The organism is Dankookia sp. GCM10030260 (assembly GCF_042666655.1).
Classification (GTDB): Bacteria; Pseudomonadota; Alphaproteobacteria; order Acetobacterales; family Acetobacteraceae; genus Paracraurococcus.
The window spans coordinates 1-16,601 of the sequence record NZ_JBHTDE010000013.1 but is presented as its reverse complement, the minus strand read 5'-3'; the positions used below and the strand labels follow the sequence as shown (position 1 = coordinate 16,601).

Annotated in this window: 14 protein-coding genes and 2 pseudogenes; 12 read left to right on the top strand and 4 right to left on the bottom strand. The window is 70.7% G+C overall.

Going from position 1 to position 16,601, the window contains the following annotated elements:
* Positions 1 to 126: 126 nt before the first annotated feature.
* The 7 genes and pseudogenes from ACFQS7_RS25475 to ACFQS7_RS25445 all read left to right on the top strand — a co-directional run bounded on the left by ACFQS7_RS25475 (position 127) and on the right by ACFQS7_RS25445 (position 7,271).
* On the top strand, positions 127 to 1,902 hold the full coding sequence (locus ACFQS7_RS25475) for a tetratricopeptide repeat protein (RefSeq protein WP_380069964.1): 1,776 nt from the start codon (positions 127 to 129) through the stop codon (positions 1,900 to 1,902).
* A 52-nt stretch (positions 1,903 to 1,954) separates the two neighbouring features.
* Positions 1,955 to 3,232: a paraquat-inducible protein A gene (locus ACFQS7_RS25470; RefSeq protein ID WP_380070039.1), complete on the top strand. Its 1,278-nt coding sequence runs from the start codon at positions 1,955 to 1,957 to the stop codon at positions 3,230 to 3,232.
* Entirely contained in the window at positions 3,229 to 4,917 is a 1,689-nt protein-coding gene (locus ACFQS7_RS25465) for an intermembrane transport protein PqiB (protein WP_380069963.1), read from the top strand. The genes ACFQS7_RS25470 and ACFQS7_RS25465 overlap by 4 nt, the downstream gene beginning before the upstream one ends.
* A 1-nt stretch (position 4,918) precedes the next feature.
* Complete coding sequence (locus ACFQS7_RS25460) at positions 4,919 to 5,497, top strand: membrane integrity-associated transporter subunit PqiC (protein ID WP_380069962.1); 579 nt, start codon at positions 4,919 to 4,921, stop codon at positions 5,495 to 5,497.
* A 306-nt stretch (positions 5,498 to 5,803) separates the two neighbouring features.
* Positions 5,804 to 6,100, top strand: a pseudogene (locus ACFQS7_RS25455) (transposase); the annotation flags it as partial.
* A gap of 112 nt (positions 6,101 to 6,212) precedes the next feature.
* Entirely contained in the window at positions 6,213 to 6,785 is a 573-nt protein-coding gene (locus ACFQS7_RS25450; RefSeq protein WP_380069961.1) for a transposase, read from the top strand.
* Positions 6,786 to 7,037: 252 nt separating this feature from the next.
* Positions 7,038 to 7,271 (top strand): hypothetical protein, encoded by a 234-nt coding sequence (locus ACFQS7_RS25445; protein ID WP_380069960.1) that lies wholly within the window; start codon positions 7,038 to 7,040, stop codon positions 7,269 to 7,271.
* A gap of 553 nt (positions 7,272 to 7,824) precedes the next feature.
* Here the strand turns inward: ACFQS7_RS25445 and ACFQS7_RS25440 are convergent.
* The 4 genes from ACFQS7_RS25440 to ACFQS7_RS25425 all read right to left on the bottom strand — a co-directional run bounded on the left by ACFQS7_RS25440 (position 7,825) and on the right by ACFQS7_RS25425 (position 11,757).
* Positions 7,825 to 8,040: a transposase gene (locus tag ACFQS7_RS25440; RefSeq protein WP_380069959.1), complete on the bottom strand. Its 216-nt coding sequence runs from the start codon at positions 8,038 to 8,040 to the stop codon at positions 7,825 to 7,827.
* Between the two features lie 160 nt (positions 8,041 to 8,200).
* Complete coding sequence (locus tag ACFQS7_RS25435) at positions 8,201 to 8,359, bottom strand: hypothetical protein (protein ID WP_380069958.1); 159 nt, start codon at positions 8,357 to 8,359, stop codon at positions 8,201 to 8,203.
* 42 nt (positions 8,360 to 8,401) lie between these two features.
* Positions 8,402 to 9,100 carry a response regulator gene (locus ACFQS7_RS25430; RefSeq protein ID WP_380069957.1) on the bottom strand — a complete coding sequence of 233 codons (699 nt, stop codon included), beginning with the start codon at positions 9,098 to 9,100 and terminating at the stop codon, positions 8,402 to 8,404.
* Positions 9,097 to 11,757, bottom strand: a complete 2,661-nt coding sequence (locus ACFQS7_RS25425) for an ATP-binding protein (protein WP_380069956.1) — start codon at positions 11,755 to 11,757, stop codon at positions 9,097 to 9,099. The genes ACFQS7_RS25430 and ACFQS7_RS25425 overlap by 4 nt, the downstream gene beginning before the upstream one ends.
* A 77-nt stretch (positions 11,758 to 11,834) precedes the next feature.
* Here ACFQS7_RS25425 and ACFQS7_RS25420 point away from each other — a divergent pair, with 77 nt between their 5' ends.
* From ACFQS7_RS25420 to kdpC, 5 genes and pseudogenes are all read left to right on the top strand, one after another.
* Positions 11,835 to 11,978 carry a hypothetical protein gene (locus tag ACFQS7_RS25420; RefSeq protein WP_380069954.1) on the top strand — a complete coding sequence of 48 codons (144 nt, stop codon included), beginning with the start codon at positions 11,835 to 11,837 and terminating at the stop codon, positions 11,976 to 11,978.
* Complete coding sequence (locus tag ACFQS7_RS25415) at positions 11,975 to 12,070, top strand: potassium-transporting ATPase subunit F (protein ID WP_380069953.1); 96 nt, start codon at positions 11,975 to 11,977, stop codon at positions 12,068 to 12,070. Before ACFQS7_RS25420 ends, ACFQS7_RS25415 begins: the two co-directional genes overlap by 4 nt.
* Positions 12,071 to 12,074: 4 nt before the next feature.
* A complete protein-coding gene (kdpA, locus tag ACFQS7_RS25410; protein ID WP_380069952.1) occupies positions 12,075 to 13,772 on the top strand; it encodes a potassium-transporting ATPase subunit KdpA in 1,698 nt (565 codons plus the stop codon).
* Between the two features lie 24 nt (positions 13,773 to 13,796).
* Positions 13,797 to 15,854, top strand: coding sequence for a potassium-transporting ATPase subunit KdpB (gene kdpB, locus ACFQS7_RS25405; RefSeq protein WP_380069951.1), 2,058 nt, complete (start codon positions 13,797 to 13,799; stop codon positions 15,852 to 15,854).
* 2 nt (positions 15,855 to 15,856) lie between these two features.
* Positions 15,857 to 16,457, top strand: a pseudogene (kdpC, locus tag ACFQS7_RS25400) (potassium-transporting ATPase subunit KdpC).
* Positions 16,458 to 16,601 lie beyond the last annotated feature (144 nt).

The window sequence follows — 16,601 nt, the reverse complement described above, 5'->3', positions numbered from 1 at the left end:
TGCCACGGAGCTGGCGCGCGCCATGTCACCTGGGCACGCGGCGAGGACGCCGGCATGCACGCCGCGTCGAAGGGCCTCGCCGTGCAGCTGCCGCCAAATGGCGGCCCTGGCCGCTGGGCGACAGACTTGGCGCGCGGCATCGCCCGGTGGGAAGGACCGCCGCGGGCCGCCACGGCGACCGAGGCCTGCGCCGGCTGCCATGCCCACCGCCGCGAGATCGTCGCCGATCCGGCGCCGGGCGCGCCCTTCCTCGGTGCCTATACGCCGGCGCTGCTGGAGCCCGAACTCTATCAACCCGACGGCGCGATCCTCGGCGAGGTCTTCGAATGGGGCAGCTTCCAGCAGAGCGCGATGCATCGCGCCGGCGTGACCCGAACCGATTGCCACGAGCCGCACTCCGCCAGGCTCCGCGCCGCAGGCAATGCGCTGTGCCTGCAATGCCACGCAGCGGAGCGCTTCGAGGCGGCCGCTCACCACCGTCATGCGGCAGGGAGCGCGGGTGCGCAATGCACCGCCTGCCACTTGGCGACGCGCACCTATATGGGCGTGCATCGGCAGCACGATCATGCCTTCCGCGTGCCGCGGCCGGATGTCTCGGCCGTCCTCGGTACATCGGACGCCTGCACCGACTGCCATGCCGACCACGACGCGCCATGGGCCGCTGCCGGCATCGCAGAATGGCATGGCGAGGCGCGGCGGCGCGAGCCGCATTGGGGCAGCGCGCTGGCGGCCGGGCGTGCGGGCGCGCCCGGAGCCGCCGCGCAGCTGTTGGCGCTGGCCGGTGACTGCAACGCTCCCTGTCTCGCCCGCGCCACGGCGCTTTCGCTGCTGGGCGGCCTGCCGCCGGCGCGCGGGTCGCCGGCAACGCGCGGGGCAGCGGCACTTGGGGTGGCGTCGCGCGATCCCGACCCGCTGGTGCACCTGGGCGCGGCGACCGCCGCCGCCACGCTGCCGCCTGCGGACCGCGCGGCGATCCTCGCGTCGCTGGTCGCCGACCCGCTGCGCGCCGTGCGGCTGGAAGCGGCGCGGGCGCTTGCCCCGGTGCTGGACGCGGCGTTGCCGCCGGAGCACCGCGCGGCATGGGCGCTGGCGATGGCCGAGTATCAGGTCGCGGCGCGGCATAACGCCGACCAGCCCGAAGCACTGGGGAGCCTCGGCGACGTGCTCGCCGAGCAGGGCCGCGCCGGCGAGGCGGAGGCCAGGTACCGCGCTGCGCTGCGCCTCGACGCCGGCTTCGTCCCGGCGCGCACCGGCCTGTCCGAACTGCTGCGCCGGACCGGACGCGAGCGCGAGGCGGAAGCCGTCCTGCGTGAGGGCATCGCCCAGGATGTGGTACCGGGAGCGGCGGCGCTGCACCATTCGCTCGGGCTGTCGCTGGTGCGCCAGCGGCGGGGCGCCGAGGCGTTGGAGGCTCTGGCGGAGGCGGCGCGGCTGGGTCCGAGCGATGCACGCTTCGCCTTCGTGCACGCGGTCGCGCTGGACGGCGCGGGCCGGCCGCGCGAGGCCTCCGAGGCCGTGCGCGCTGCGCTCCTGCGGCACCCGGGAAACCGGGATATCCTGCTGATGCTGGCGTCGATTGCCCGCGATGGCCGGTGCACCGGCCATCGCCCGTGCCTATGCGCAGCAGGCCCTGGTCGCCCATCCGGACGACCGGGACGCGTTGGAGCTCCTCCGGTCGCTATCGGGCGGGCGATAGGGAGGCTGGTCACACCTCGGCCGAGTATGGTCGCGAAGAGCCGTACCTGCAGAAAACAGATAGCGTTTCGAGACCACCCGAAACCTCGGCAGACCTATGATCCCCCGCGCCAGGCCGGTACTCCCGTCCCTGATGCCGTCCTGCCGAGGTCCCACCGATGCCGGCCGCTGCTTTTCGGGCTTATGACCTCGCTCCCGCCGGACTGAGTCGACGGGCCGGGTCTGCCGCGCTCAGTGGCCTGGCTTGAGCGACGCGGCGATGGATGCGGGCATCTTGCAGGCTGCGGCAGAGACGACACCGTGGCGGCTTTGGGAGTGTCCCGATTGCGCGCAGCGCCAGGTCGTGCCGGCATTGCGCGCGGGGACCGTTGCGCGCTGCCTGCGCTGCAACCGGCTGTTGCGCCGTGCCCGGCACGACCCACTCGGCCGCGCGCTGGCGCTGAACGTCGCGGCGCTGGTCCTGCTCGGCGTCGCCTGCTTGATGCCGCTGATGAAGGTGAGCGCCGGCGGCATGGACCTGAGCGCCGACCTGTTCAGCGGTCCGCGGAGCCTGCAGTCCGGCGGGCTCTGGGAACTGGCCACCGTGGTGCTTTTCACCAGCATCGCCGCCCCCTTGGTCAAGGTCGTTGCAATGACTTGGCTGCTCATCGGCCTGCGGCGGCGCCGGCCGGGGCTGCATCTCCGCCAGGTCTTCGCCTGGATCGAGTGGCTGCGGCCATGGTCCATGGTCGAGGTCTACCTGTTCGGCGTCTTCGTCGCCTATGTGAAGCTGATCGACCTGGTGCATATCGAGATCGGGCCGGCGCTCTATGCGCTCGGCGCCCTCATGCTCACCATGGTGGCGGCCGATGCGGTGCTCGACCGCCAGGCGGTCTGGGAAGCACTGGACCGACAGGACCCCGCCGCCCCGCACGGCGCGCCGGCCATGGCCGACGCGGTCAACTGCGAGGTCTGCCACGTTCTCAACCCGCCGGCGCATGGCGGTCACGCGGCCTGCCTCCGCTGCGGCGCCCACCTGCATGCGCGCAAGCCCAACAGCATCGCCCGGGCCTGGGCCTTGATGATCGCGGCGGTCATCCTCTACGCACCGGCGAACATCTATCCGGTCCTGACGGTGATCCAGCTCGGCTCCGGCGAGCCCAGCACCATCATGGGCGGCGTCGTGGAACTTCTGTCGAGCGGCATGTATCCGCTGGCGGCCCTGGTCTTCTGCGCCAGCGTCGTCGTGCCGGTGCTGAAGCTGATCGCGCTCGGTGCCATACTGGTTGCGACCGTGCTGGGCTCGGGCCGGTGGCTGCGCGACCGGACCCGGGCCTACCGCATCGTCGCGGCGGTCGGGCGCTGGTCGATGATCGACGTCTTCATGGCCTCCATCCTGGTCGCGCTGGTGCACTTTGGCGGGTTGGTAACCATCAACTCGGGCTTCGGCGCGGTCGCCTTCGCCGGCGTGGTGATCCTGACCATGCTCGCGGCGGAGGCCTTCGATCCGCGGCTGATGTGGGACGCCGCTGGCACCGAGCAGGATGCGGCGACATGAGTGGCACCCTTCACCCCGAAGCCAGCCTGCGTGCGAAGGTCGATCTGCGACCGCGCCTCTCGCCGATCTGGCTGGTGCCGGTCGTCGCGGTGCTGATCGGGGCCTGGCTGGTCTGGGATGCCATGGCCAAGCGTGGGCCGCTGGTCAGCGTGACCTTCCAGTCGGCGGAGGGGCTGCTGCCGGGCCAGTCGCATCTCCGGCATCTGGATGTCGATCTCGGCCTGATCGAGCGGGTGACGCTGAACCCCGACATGGCCGGCGTCACCGTGACCATCCGCACGACGCGGGAAGCCAAGCCACTGCTGACCGAGCATGCACAATTCTGGGTGGTCCGGCCCCGGCTCTTCGCCGGCAGCATCTCGGGGCTCGGCACCCTGGTGTCGGGCTCCTATATCGAGGTTATCCGCCCGGTCGAAGGCGGCCGGCGGCAGCTCAGCTTCACCGGCCTCGAAGATCCGCCGCTGCTGCAGTCGCGCGTGCCCGGCCGCACCCTGACGCTGCAGGCCAGCCGGATCGGCTCGATCACCGTCGGCGCGCCAGTCTTCTTCCGCGACATGAATGTCGGCCAGGTGCTGGGCTGGGACCTGGGCAAGATGGCCGAGAGCGTGACCATCCATGCCTTCGTCCGTGCCCCCTTCGACCAATATGTGCAGCCTAATTCCCGCTTCTGGAACGCGTCGGGCCTCTCTGTCCAGCTCGCGGCGGAGGGCGTGCAGGTGCAGCTCGAATCGCTGAAGGCGCTGCTGCTGGGCGGCATCGCCTTCGACGCGCCCGAGGCGGACGGGGCGGCGGGCGCCGCCCTGCCGGCGACCTTCCCGCTCTTCGCCAGCGAGCAGATGGCGAAGGATCAGTCCTACCATCGGCGGGTCAAGGCCATGGCCTATTTCCAGGGCTCGGTCAGCGGCCTTGCCGTGGGCGCGCCGGTGACCTTCCAAGGTCTCAAGGTGGGGCAGGTGACGCGCATCGGCCTGGAATACGACCCGGCCAGCGACATGATCCGCGCCCCCGTGCAGTTCGAGATGCAGCCCGACCGCATCGGCGACGCGAAGGCGGTGGAAAAGCGCGGGCCGCTGGAGAATGCGCGGATCCTGGTAGGGCGCGGGATGCGGGCCCAGTTGCAGAGCGGCAACCTGCTGACCGGGCAGATGCAGGTCGCGCTGGAGATGATCCCGGACGCGGCGCCGGCCGAGCTGCGGGTCGAAGGCGATGTCCTGGTGATCCCCGCGGTGCCGGGCCAGATCGCCGGCATCATGGCCTCTGCCACCCAGATCGTCGCTAAGCTGGAGAAGCTGCCGCTCGACCGCATGGGCGAAAGCGTCGATTCGACCCTGCAGGGCGTCAGCCAGATCGTCAACGGGCCGGAACTCAAACAGTCGCTCGCCGCGCTACAGGCGACGCTCGCAGGGTCGCATGACCTGATGAAGCGGCTGGACGAGGGCATGGCGCCGGCCCTGCGGCAGTTGCCGGCCATCGCCGGCAACCTGCAGGGCAGCCTGACACAGGCGAACCGCCTGCTTGCCTCGCTCGACCGCGGCTATGGCGACAACTCGCGGTTCAACCGCGACCTGGAGCGGCTGATGCTGCAACTGAACGACACCACGCGGTCGCTGCGCAGCCTGGCAGATCTCCTCAGCCGCAATCCGGAAGCGCTGATCCGCGGCCGCGGCGGTCAGGGGTCGAACTAGGATGGGCCTGTCCCGCCGTTCGCTCGGCCTCCCGCTCGGGCTGCTGCCGCTGCTAGCCGGATGCCGGTCGCCCGATCCCAGGCTCTACAGCCTCGTGGTGCCGCCTGGCCCCGCCCTGCCGGGCGGGCCGAAGGTCGTCGCGCTGCGCGATGTCAGCCTGGCCGGCTACCTCGATCGCCTTCAGATCGTCCGCTCCTCCGAAGATTTCCGGCTGACGGTGTCGGACAGCGAATGGTGGGGCGAGCCGCTGGGCGGCATGCTGACCCGCGTGCTGGCGGTGGCCCTGGCGCAGCGCCTGCCGCGCAGCAGCGTGGTCGGGGCGGACACCGCGATCTCGGTATCGCCGGACGTCACCGTCGAGATCAGCATCCAGCGCCTGGATTCGGACGGCGAGGGCGCGGTGGCGCTTGTGGCACAGATCGCCATCGGCCAGCGCGCCGGGCGGCGGGCGCCCATCGTGCGGTCCTTCAACACGGCCGTGCCGCAGGTTGGGACGGATGCGCGCAGTTTCGTCGCAGCAGCGAGCGTCGCGGTGGGACGGCTTGCGGATGCCTCCGCCGGACTGCTTCAAAGCTTCTAGTGTTCTGATTCTCAAAATAGCTAGTGTCCCGACCGGGAAGTTCCTAGGCAGCAGTTCTGGGCTGTGATTCGCTGGCGGCCGACGATGAGCAAGAGGCCTCGGCATGACCGCACGAAAGGCTGTCCGGATCGAGCTGACGAAGGATGAGCATGCTGAGCTGCAGGCTCGGCTGCGTCGGCGCAAGGTCTCCCGCGGCAACGCAGTCCGTGCCGAGATGGCGCTACTGGTGGCGGACGGTTTAAGACTCCGTTTGCGAAGGGGTGACAGGTCTGACGTGAGGGACTGATCCTGGTCCTTCAGGCCGCGTTGCACGCGGTTTCCTGCTTTGAGGTCGCGATTGGACCGCAGCTGATCGCGCACTGGTTGGAAATTTCGGCTCTGGCCACAGTCCTGACGGATGACCGGTTCCGGCTACTCGAGCCCCTGATCCCGCCCGCCAAGCCGAAAGGGCAGCCGCGCAGCACGAACATGCGGACAATGCTGGACGGCCTGTTCTACCTCGTGCGTACGGGCTGCCATTGGCGGCACCTGCCGCGGCATCCGACCTTCCCGCCCTGGCCGACGATCTATGGCTACAAGCGCGCCTGCCTGCGGGACGGGGGGTGGGAGAGCATCCGCTACCACCCTGTGGTCATGCTGCCCGAGGGCGCTGGGCGGGAGGCCGGTCCCTCGGCGGCGATTGTCGACACCCAGAGCGTGAAGACCACGAAGAGCGGTGACCCGCGCGGCTGGTATTCCGCCAAGCGGCAGATCGGGCGCAAGCGCGCACGTCATTATAGACACGGACGGATTGCTGCTCGGCGTCCTCTTTCATGCGGCCGACATCCAGGATGCCGACGGCCTTGGCGGCCCGCTGAAGCGCGTGAAGTCGCTCCACAACTGGCCCCGGGCCGTTTTCGCTGACAACATCTACAATCGGCTTGCGGCCTTGCTCGCCTGCTTCGTGTTCAGTCTGGCGCTGATCATCGTCCGCCGCCCCGCAGGCAGCACCGGCTTCGTCGTGCAGCCGCGCCGCCGGGTGGTTGAAAGGGTTCGGGGCATGCCCCGAACTGGCTGGCTTGGCCGATGGCGCCGACTGTCCAAGGACCACGAGACGCTGCCCGAGGTCTCCGAAGCAATGGTCACTCTGGCCGCGATCCGCCTGGTGCTCCACCGCCTTGCTCATCCCTGTCGAAGGCGGCTGCTCGCCACATGTCTTCGCAAACAGGGCCTAAGACTGTGGGGTCACCTCCCGCCGCATGGTGCGTTCATGTGTTCGGCTTGTCCTGACCATCATGATCTGTCGTAAAGGCGACGTAGCAACCGAGGTTGCGGACGACGGTCTGACCGCAGCCTGAACCCAACAGTCTTGCCAAGCAGCGCCGCTCTAGGTGATCGCTCCTCGCTTCGCTGTGCATATCTTTGGTTGATGTGCCGGCGGCATTCTTCCGCAGCCGGGCGGTTCAAGAACAGCCAGGCGGTGCCTCTCCTTCTCCTGGCAGCAATTGGCATGCTGCCGCCCCCGCCGTCTTTTTTCTCGAAGTAGAGCCGGACATCACAAATGTTCAAACATCTTGTGGCTGCAAGAGAAATGAAAAACACGCAGCCGCTCTATTTCGCCGGCTACAAAGATGATGGCTTGCTATGTGAGACTATTTGGACAAACGACTATTGGCAGGCCAAGTGGTTCGATGCAGGCGACGCCGAAACTGAGGCTATGCTACTCGCCATTTTCTGCCCGAGTTACCAAGTTGAGGCGTGGCAGATATGCGATGCCAGTACATGGAAAAAATAGTAAATTTTATTTAATTATTGTGGGCTGACTATTGCACTGCGCGACGCTATGATTTGTGAAGCCGTTAGTCATTTAGGACCCTCGCGTGAAGCCGGGATAACTTCAAGAGGTTGCTCATGGTCCGGCGCAATCTATGATCTCTGTTCATTTTAACAACAGCATACTACGTCGCTCTCCAGCTTCAGGCGTCGTTGCGCTTGCCGCCCCGCCTGGAGCCGCAAGTCCGAACCCGATCGCGTTTTTTCCCGCTTGATCACCCCCGGGGGCGCTCTCCTCCCCCGGGATAAAGCAATTCCTGCACGTCACCTCGCGGCAGCGTGGCGCCGTCGGGGGCAAGAGCCGCGTGGTCGAGGTCGTCCACCGCCGGTCAGGCCTTTGACCCGTCAGGTGGAGGTAGTACGTGCTGCACCTCTGGTCGGCGAAGTCCCGAGGCCGCTCTGCCCCGACCCTACCGCTGGCCAAAGACTTGGCTAAGAGCTGTTGCTGCCGCCACTCCAGCCAGTCTAACAGGCGGTCATGGTAACGACAGGCCATTGCCCCCAGCAGCGGGTCGTCAACGGTCCGCCATCGCGCGCGCGGCAAGGGCATCGGCATCGGCTTCGGCAAAGGCACTGCCGATCCAGGCGGAGAGGATGCAGCACTGGGTCTTCCCGACATGGGCGATGGCGTTGCGCATGACCCGCAGCCGGCAGCGTCGCCAAGTGGCCCGCAGGACGCGGCTGACGACCGCTTTCAGGCCTTCGTGGGCGTCTGAGACTACCAGGTTCACCCCGCGCGGGGTCGACGCACTGCGTCGGCGGTCCAGAGGGTCTCCGCCTCGCAGGCGCCAACCACCATCCAACGCTGTTGACGCCGACCGCGACGGTAACGGCCACGGCGACCACGTGCCCGGCCTTCCGCAGTTTAACGCAGGTGGCGTCGAGGCAAAGCTAAGGCGAATCGCCCTCCACCAGTCGGGAGAGGAAATCCTGCATCCGGCCGTCGATCTCGGCGCACAAGCGGGACACCGGGCTTTTGCCGATCCCCTCCGTGCCCATGGCGCAGACCAGGTCGTCGACCCGGAGTGGTCCTTGCCCCGTTTGTGCCACCTAGTCGAATTTGTGGCCGGCAGGGCTTCGACGACGCCGCGCCTACCCCCCGCCGACCCGGTATCCCACACCCGGTTCGGTCCGGATAATGCCGGCAGCCGGTCCAAGCTTCTGCCGCAAATGGCCAATATAGACCCGCAAATACTGCGCGTCCTCGACATGCGCCGGCCCCCAGACCGCGGCTAGGAGCTGGCGCTGCGTCACCACCCGGCCCTCGCCGCCGCGGACGAGCGCGGCGAGCAGGTCCCATTCGCGCGGCGTCAGCTTTAGCGACTCGCCGCCCTCCACCCGCGCCGTCCGGCGGCCGAGATCCACCTCGAGCGGGCCGACCTGGACGACCGGGTCCGCGGGCTGCCGGGCCGCGGCGCCGGCGCGCCGCAGCGCGGCGCGGATGCGGGCCAGCAGCTCGCCCAGCGCGAAGGGCTTTTCGACATAGTCATCGGCCCCGGCATCAAGGGTCGCCACCTTCTCGGCCTCCTGGTCGCGGGCGGAGAGCACGACGACCGGCGCCGCGCAGAAGGCGCGAAGCCGCGGGATCGCCAGCTTGCCGTCGCCGTCCGGAAGGCCGAGGTCGAGCAGCACCAGCGCCGGCGCCCGCTCCGCCGCCAGACGCAGGCCTTCCGCCATCGTCGCGGCCCGCAGCGGCAGATAGCCGGCCGCCTCCAGCGCGGGACCGAGGAAGCGATGGATCTGCGGCTCGTCGTCGATGACTAAGATGCGGGGCGGACCGATCCCGCTCATGTGCCGGGGAACCGGACGATGATCCGTGTGCCGCGCCCGTCCGGCGTCGCCGGGCTCTCGGCCGCGATGCGCCCGCCCATGGCGTGGACGAGGCCGCGGCAGATAGCGAGGCCGAGGCCGCTGCCGGCGGAGACCCGGTCGGTCCGCGTCGCGCGGAAGAAGGGGTCGAAGACCCGGCGCAGATCCTCGCGCGGGATGCCCGGCCCGTCGTCCTCGACGGCGACGGCCACCTCAGGCCCCTCGCGGCCCAACCGCACTACGACGCGGCCATCCGGGTCGGAGAACTTCAGCGCGTTGTCGAGCAGGTTCGCCAGCACCTGGTCCAGCAGCGCCGGGTCCAGCCGCGGCGCGGCCGGGCGTGCCCCGAGGTCCAGCGCGATCTCCCGCCGCTCCGCCCGCGTGGCGCGCGCGGCCGCGGTCTCCACCGCCTCGGCCAGGTCCACCGTCTCGCGCCGCGGCGCGATCTGCCGGTGCTCGATCCGGACGATGTCGAGGATGTTGGCGATCCAGCGGGAAAGCCGCTCGGTCTCCTCCTCGGCCGTCGCCAGCAGATCGGCGCGGGTGGCCGCCGACAGGGCCGGGCCGGCGGTGCGCAGCGTGGCGATGGCGCCGCGGATGGAGGTCAGCGGCGTCCTGAGGTCGTGGCCGAGCGAGGTGAGCAGTGCGCTGCGCAGCGCCTCGGTCTCGGCCCGCGCCTCGCCGCGGGCGCGCTCCTCCATCAGCTCGGCCCGCTCGAGCGCGACGGCGGCCTGGTCGAGCAGCGCGTCCAGCGCGCGGTCGGCCTCGCCGTCCAGGCGGCCGTCCGCCCCGGGCGGGCGCAGGCCGAGCAAGCCGGCGAGGCCGCGGCCGGTCTGCATCGGGCGGAACTGCCAGGCGGCGGCGGGCAGGGTGTCGGTGCCGTGCCCGGCCATGCGCCGGTTGGCGGCCGCCCAGCGCGCCGCAGCCATGCTGGCCTCGTCCGGCTCGGCATCGATCGGCAGGCTGGCCCGCAGGACCGGCTCGGGCACCGTTTCGCCCGGCAGCGGCGGCAGGAACAGCAGCACGCAGGCAGGGCCGCCGGCGATGCGCGACGCCTCCTCCGCGATCGCCTGGACCAGGTCGCCCGTGTCGCCCGGCGCGCCGAGCTTGCGGCTGAACTCGACTAGGCGGCGCAGGCCGAGCATGCGGGCCCGCGCCGCGCGCACCGACCGCCCGAGCCCGCCGGTCGTACCCGCCAGCAGCAAGGCGACGAGGGCGAAGACCACGACGCCCACCACGTCCTGCGGCCCGCCGATGGCCAGGGTGTAGCGCGGCGGCAGGAACAGGAAGTTCCAGGCGAGGAAAGAGAGCACCGCGGTGACGCCGCCCTGGACCGGCCCGAAGCCCACCGCGGCGGCGACGATCGGCACGAGATAGACCATGCCGAGCGCGCCTTCGGGAACCGCGCCGTCGAAGGCCAGGCCCACTACGGTCGCCGCCGCGACCAGCGTCGGTGGCGCCGCCCAGCCCGCCCAGGCCGGCAGGCTCTGGGCTTCGGCGGGCACTGGCCGCGGCGTGCCGGCCGGCTCCGGCACCAGGTGCAGGGTGAAGTCGATCGCCTGCCGCAGCAGCGCGCCGGACAGGCTTCGCCCGGCGAGGCGCCGCCACCAGCCGGGCCGGCCGCGGCCCATCACCAGGTGCGTGACGTTGCGCGCCCGTGCCTCGCGCAGGATCGCGCCGGCCAGGCCGGCGCCGGCCACGGTTTCCGTCACGGCGCCCAACCGCTCGGCCAAGCGGAGCGCCGGGCCCGGATCGGCGCCGGGCGCCGCGCCGGACTGCTCGACATGCAGCGCGACGAGCGGCGCCTTCAGCGCATCGGCCACCCGCCGCGCCTCGCGCACCACCGTCTCCGCCGCGGGACCGGCGCCGACCAGCGCCATCACCCGGCCGCCGGCCGGCCAGGGGCCAGCGATGGCCTTCGCTCGCATGTAGCCGGTGACGTCGGCATCGACCCGCTCGGCAGTCCGCCGCAGGGCCATCTCGCGCAGCGCGGCGAGGTTGCCTTCCCGGAAGAAGCCGCGCAGTGCGCGGCTCGCCTGGTCGGGGCGGTAGACCTTGCCCTGGCGCAGCCGCTCGATCAGCTCAGAGGACGGGATGTCGATGAGCTCGACGGCATCGGCCTCGGCCAGCACGCGGTCGGGCACCGTCTCCGCCACCCGCACGCCGGTGATGCGGGCGACCGCCTCGGACAGGCTCTCCAGGTGCTGGACGTTCATCGTGGTCCAGACCTCGATGCCGGCGTCGCGCAGCTCCTCCACGTCCTGCCAGCGCTTCGGGTGCCGGCTGCCGGGGGCGTTGCTGTGGGCCAGCTCGTCGAGCAGCAGGATCGCCGGGCGGCGGGCCAGGGCGCCGTCGAGGTCGAACTCCTCCAGCGCCTGGCCGCGATAGGCGATGCGGATCCGCGGCAGGACGGGCAGGTCGCCGACCGCGGCGGCGGTCTCGGCCCGGCCATGCGTCTCGACGATGCCGACCAGCACCTCGGCGCCGCCCGCCTGGCGGCGGCGCGCCCCGGCCAGCATCTCCATCGTCTTGCCGACGCCGGGGGCGGCGCCGAGGAAGACCTTCAGCCGCCCGCGCCCTTCCCGCCGCGCGAGCGCGAGCAGGGCATCCGGGTCGGGGCGGGCATGCGCTTCGGCCATGCCGCCCGGGATAGCAGGCCGGAGGCGCGCCCGCCCGCGTCTTTACGCCGGCTTTATGCGACCCGCCCCGATCCCGCATGGAGCCTTTACGCGCCGCGCCGCTACGCCCTGCCTGGTTCTTCCCAAGGGGGCTTCGCGTGCTCGACTTTCTCCTGCTCGCGCTCGGCGCCGGCGCCTTCGGCCTGCTGGCGGCCTATGTCGCCGGCTGCGGGCGGGTGTGACCGCCGTGACCGAACTCATCCTCGGCGGCGGCGTGACCGCCGGCCTCCTCCTCTATCTGCTGTGGGCGCTGCTGCGCCCCGAGGAATTGTGATCGCATGACCCTCATCGGCTGGGCGCAGATCGCGCTCGTCCTGGCCTGCATCGTCGCGGCGGCCATCCCGCTCGGCCGCACCATCGCCGCCGTCGCGGCGGGCCAGGTCCGTTTCCTCGCGCCGCTCGAACGGGCGGTCTACGCCGCGGGCGGCATCGACCCTGCGCGCGGCATGGGCTGGCAGGGCTATGTGCTGGCCATGCTGGCGACGAACCTCGTGGGGTTCGTGGTGCTCTACGCGCTGCTGCGATTACAGGGCCTGCTGCCCTTAAACCCGCAGGGCTTCGCCGGCGTGCCGCCCTGGCTCGCCTTCAACACCGCGGTCTCCTTCGTCACCAACACGATTTGGCAGGCCTATGGCGGCGAGGCGACGATGAGCTCCCTGAGCCAGATGGCCGGGCTTACCGTGCAGAACTTCCTCTCGGCGGCCACCGGCATGGCGCTCGCCCTGGCGTTCTGCCGCGCCTTCGCCGGCGGCGGGCTGCGGGACCTCGGCAATTTCTGGGCCGATCTCGTCCGCATGAACCTCTATGTCCTGCTGCCGCTGGCGCTGGTCGTCGGCCTCGCCTTCGTGGCGATGGGCGTGCCGCAGACGCTCGCGGCCTATGTCGAGGCGACGACGCTGGAAGGCGGGCGGCAGACCATCCCGCTCGGCCCGGCCGCCTTCCAGGTCGCCATCAAGCATCTCGGCACCAATGGCGGCGGCTTCTTCGGGGCGAACTCGGCGCATCCCTTCGAAGGGCCCTCGGCGCTGGCGACGGCGCTGCAGATCTGGTCGCAGCAGGTGATCCCCTTCGCCCTGGCGCTGACCTTCGGCCACATCGTGCGCGACATCCGCCAGGGCTGGGCGCTGCTGGTGGTGATGCTGGCCTTCGTGCTCGCCGGCACCTGGGCGGTCTATGCCGCCGAGGCCGGCGGCAACCCGCTGCACCTCGCCGCCGGCCTGGACCCCGCCATGGGCAACATGGAGGGCAAGGAGGTCCGCTTCGGCCAGGCGCTCGTGGCGCTGTTCACGGCGACGACGACGGGCGCCAGCTGCGGCGCGGTGAACGCGATGTTCGACAGCTTCACCCCGCTCGGCGGGCTGGTGCCGCTGTTCCTCATCCAACTCGGCGAGGTGCTGCCGGGCGGCGTCGGCTCCGGCCTCTACGGCATGCTCGTCTTCGTGCTTTTCGCGGTCTTCGTCGCCGGGCTGATGGTGGGCCGCACGCCGGAATACCTCGGCAAGAAGGTGCAGGCGCGGGAGGTGAAGCTGGCGATGCTGGCGGTGCTGGTGCTGCCCGCGACGATCCTCGGCTTCACCGCGGTCGCCGTGGCGCTGCCCGCGGCGGTGGCCTCGATCCCGGCGACCGGGCCGCATGGGCTGACCGAGATGCTCTATGCCTACAGTTCGGCCGCCGGGAACAACGGCTCGGCCTTCGGCGGCCTGGCGGCGGATACGCCCTGGCTGAACGCGACGCTCGGCATCGCCATGCTGCTCGGCCGCTTCGCCTATGTCGTCCCCGTCATGGCGATCGCCGGCAGCCTGGCGGCGAAGCCGAAGCTCGCCGCCTCTGCCGGCACCTTCCCGACGCACGGCCCGCTGTTCGTCGGGTTGCTGGCCGGCGTGATCCTGATCCTCGGCGGGCTGCAATTCATGCCCGCGCTCGCCCTCGGTCCAGTGGCGGAGCACTTCGTGCTCGCCGCCGGCAAGACCTTCTGAGGCCCTCCCCCAATGGATGCCAACATGAGTGTCTCCCCCGGCGAGACCCGCCGCGCCCTGCGCGGCGCGGCGCTGCTCACGGGGCCCATCCTGCGGCGCGGCGCGCGCGACGCTCTCGTGAAGCTCGACCCACGGCGCTTGGTGCGGAACCCGGTGATCTTCGTCACCGAGGTCGTCGCCATCCTGGTCACGGTCCTGGCGGTCCGCGCCGCGCTGCTCGGCGAGCCCTGGACCTTCCAGGCCGGCATCGCGCTCTGGCTCTGGCTGACGGTGCTGTTCGCCACCTTCGCCGAAGCCGTGGCGGAAGGCCGCGGCCGTGCCCAAGCGGAGAGCCTGCGGCGGACACGCAGCGATGCCTGCGCCAAGCTGCTGCTGCGCGGCGACGACCGGACGCTGTGGCAGCCGCGCGCCGCGACCGACCTGCGCGTCGGCGATCTGGTGCTGGCCGAGGCCGGCGACCTCATCGCCTCGGACGGCGAGGTAGTGGAGGGCATCGCCAGCGTGAACGAAGCAGCCGTGACCGGCGAGAGCGCGCCGGTGATCCGCGAGAGCGGCGGCGACCGCAGCGCGGTGACCGGCGGTACGCTGGTCGTCTCCGACTGGCTGGTGGTGCGCATCACCGCCGCGCCTGGCGCCACCTTCCTCGACCGCATGATCGCGTTGGTGGAAGGCGCCAGCCGGCAGAAGACGCCGAACGAGATCGCGCTCGACATCCTGCTGGCGGGCATGACGATCATCTTCCTGATCGCCGTCGCCACGCTGGTGGGGCTGGCGTCCTGGGGCGGCCGGCCGCCTTCCGTGGCGGTGCTGGCGGCGCTGCTGGTCACGCTGATCCCGACGACGATCGGCGGCCTGCTCTCGGCCATCGGCATCGCCGGGATGGACCGGCTGGTGCGCTTCAACGTGCTGGCGACCAGCGGCCGCGCAGTGGAGGCGGCGGGCGACGTCGACGTGCTGCTGCTCGACAAGACCGGCACCATCACGCTGGGCAACCGCCAAGCGGCAGGCTTCGTCCCGGTGCCCGGCGTGACCGAGCGCGAGCTCGCCGAGGCGGCCGTGCTGTCCAGCCTGGCCGACACGACGCCGGAGGGCCGCTCCATCCTGGCCTTCGCGCGGGCGCACCACGGGATTGTCGCGTCCGTGCTGCCGGCCGGGGCAGAGGTGGTACCCTTTACCGCGCAGACCCGGATCTCCGGCCTCGATCTGCCGGAAGGGGCCTACCGCAAGGGCGCGGTGGACAGCCTGTCCCGCATGCTGGACACCGAGCCGCCGCCGCCGCTGCGCGAGGCGGTGGACCGCATCGCCCGCGCCGGCGGCACGCCGCTGGCGGTAGCCCGGGACGGGCACCTGCTTGGCGCGATCGAGCTGAAGGACATCGTCAAGGGCGGCATGCACGCCCGCTTCGATGCGCTGCGCCGGATGGGCATCCGCACGGTGATGGTCACCGGCGACAACCGGCTGACCGCCGCCGCCATCGCCGCCGAGGCCGGGGTCGACGACTTCATCGCGGAGGCGACGCCGGAGGACAAGCTCGCCTATATCCGCCGCGCCCAGGCCGAGGGGCGCCTGGTGGCGATGGCCGGCGACGGCACCAACGACGCGCCGGCGCTCGCCCAGGCGGATGTCGGGCTGGCCATGCAGACCGGTACCCAGGCGGCGCGCGAGGCCGGCAACATGGTCGACCTCGACAGCGACCCCACCAAGTTGATCGAGGTGGTGGAGATCGGCAAGCAGCTGCTGATCACCCGCGGCGCGCTGACCACCTTCTCCATCGCCAACGACGTGGCGAAGTATTTTGCCATCCTGCCGGCGATCTTCGTGGCGCGCTACCCGGAGCTGGGCGCGCTGAACGTCATGCGGCTCGCCTCGCCGGAAAGCGCCATCCTCGCGGCGGTGATCTTCAACGCGCTGATCATCGTGGCACTCGTCCCACTCGCGCTGCGCGGCGTGGCCTATGTGCCGGTCGGCGCGGCCGCGCTGCTGCGGCGCAACCTTGCCGTCTATGGGCTGGGCGGCATCGCCGCGCCCTTCCTCGGCATCAAGGTCATCGACCTCCTCCTTGTCCTGCTGGGGTTTGCCTGACCATGAACGCCATTCTCCGCCCGGCCATAAGCGTGGTGGTGCTGCTCACCTTCCTGCTCGGCATCGCCGTGCCGCTTGCCTTCACGGGAGTGGCCGGCGTGGTCTTCCCGGCGCAGGCCGGCGGCAGCCTGGTCGAGCACGACGGCCGCGTAATGGGCTCCGCTCTGCTTGGTCAGAATTTTCACGGCGGCACGTTACTTCCATCCGCGGCCTTCGGCGACCACGGAACCTAACCCGGAAAACGCAGGCAGCATGCGGGCCGCGCCCTACAACGGCGCCGCATCGGCTGCATCGCAACTCGGCCCGACCTCCACGGCTCTGCTCGGCGCTGTACAGGGACGCGTCAGGGCGCTGGGCGGCGGCCCTGTGCCGGCCGATGCCATCACCGCCTCCGGCTCGGGTCTCGACCCGCATATCAGCCCGGAGAACGCAGCGTGGCAGATCCGCCGGGTTGCGGGCGCGCGCGCTTTGCCGGAGGCACGCATTGCGGCGTTGGTGGCGCGACACACGGGTGACCGACAGCTTGGCTTGCTTGGTGAGCGGCGCGTGAACGTGCTCCTCCTCAATCTCCTACTCGATAGGTTGACGGAAGATGCAAGGTGAGGAGCAGGAAATCCTGAGAACCGCCCCGGGTATGTCGGAGGCCCCAGCGGTTGAGAGGATGGGGCAATGACCAAGAAGAGGTCGAACCGATATTCGCCTGAAGTCTGGCGGCGTGCGGTGCGGATGGTGCTGGACCATGGGGGG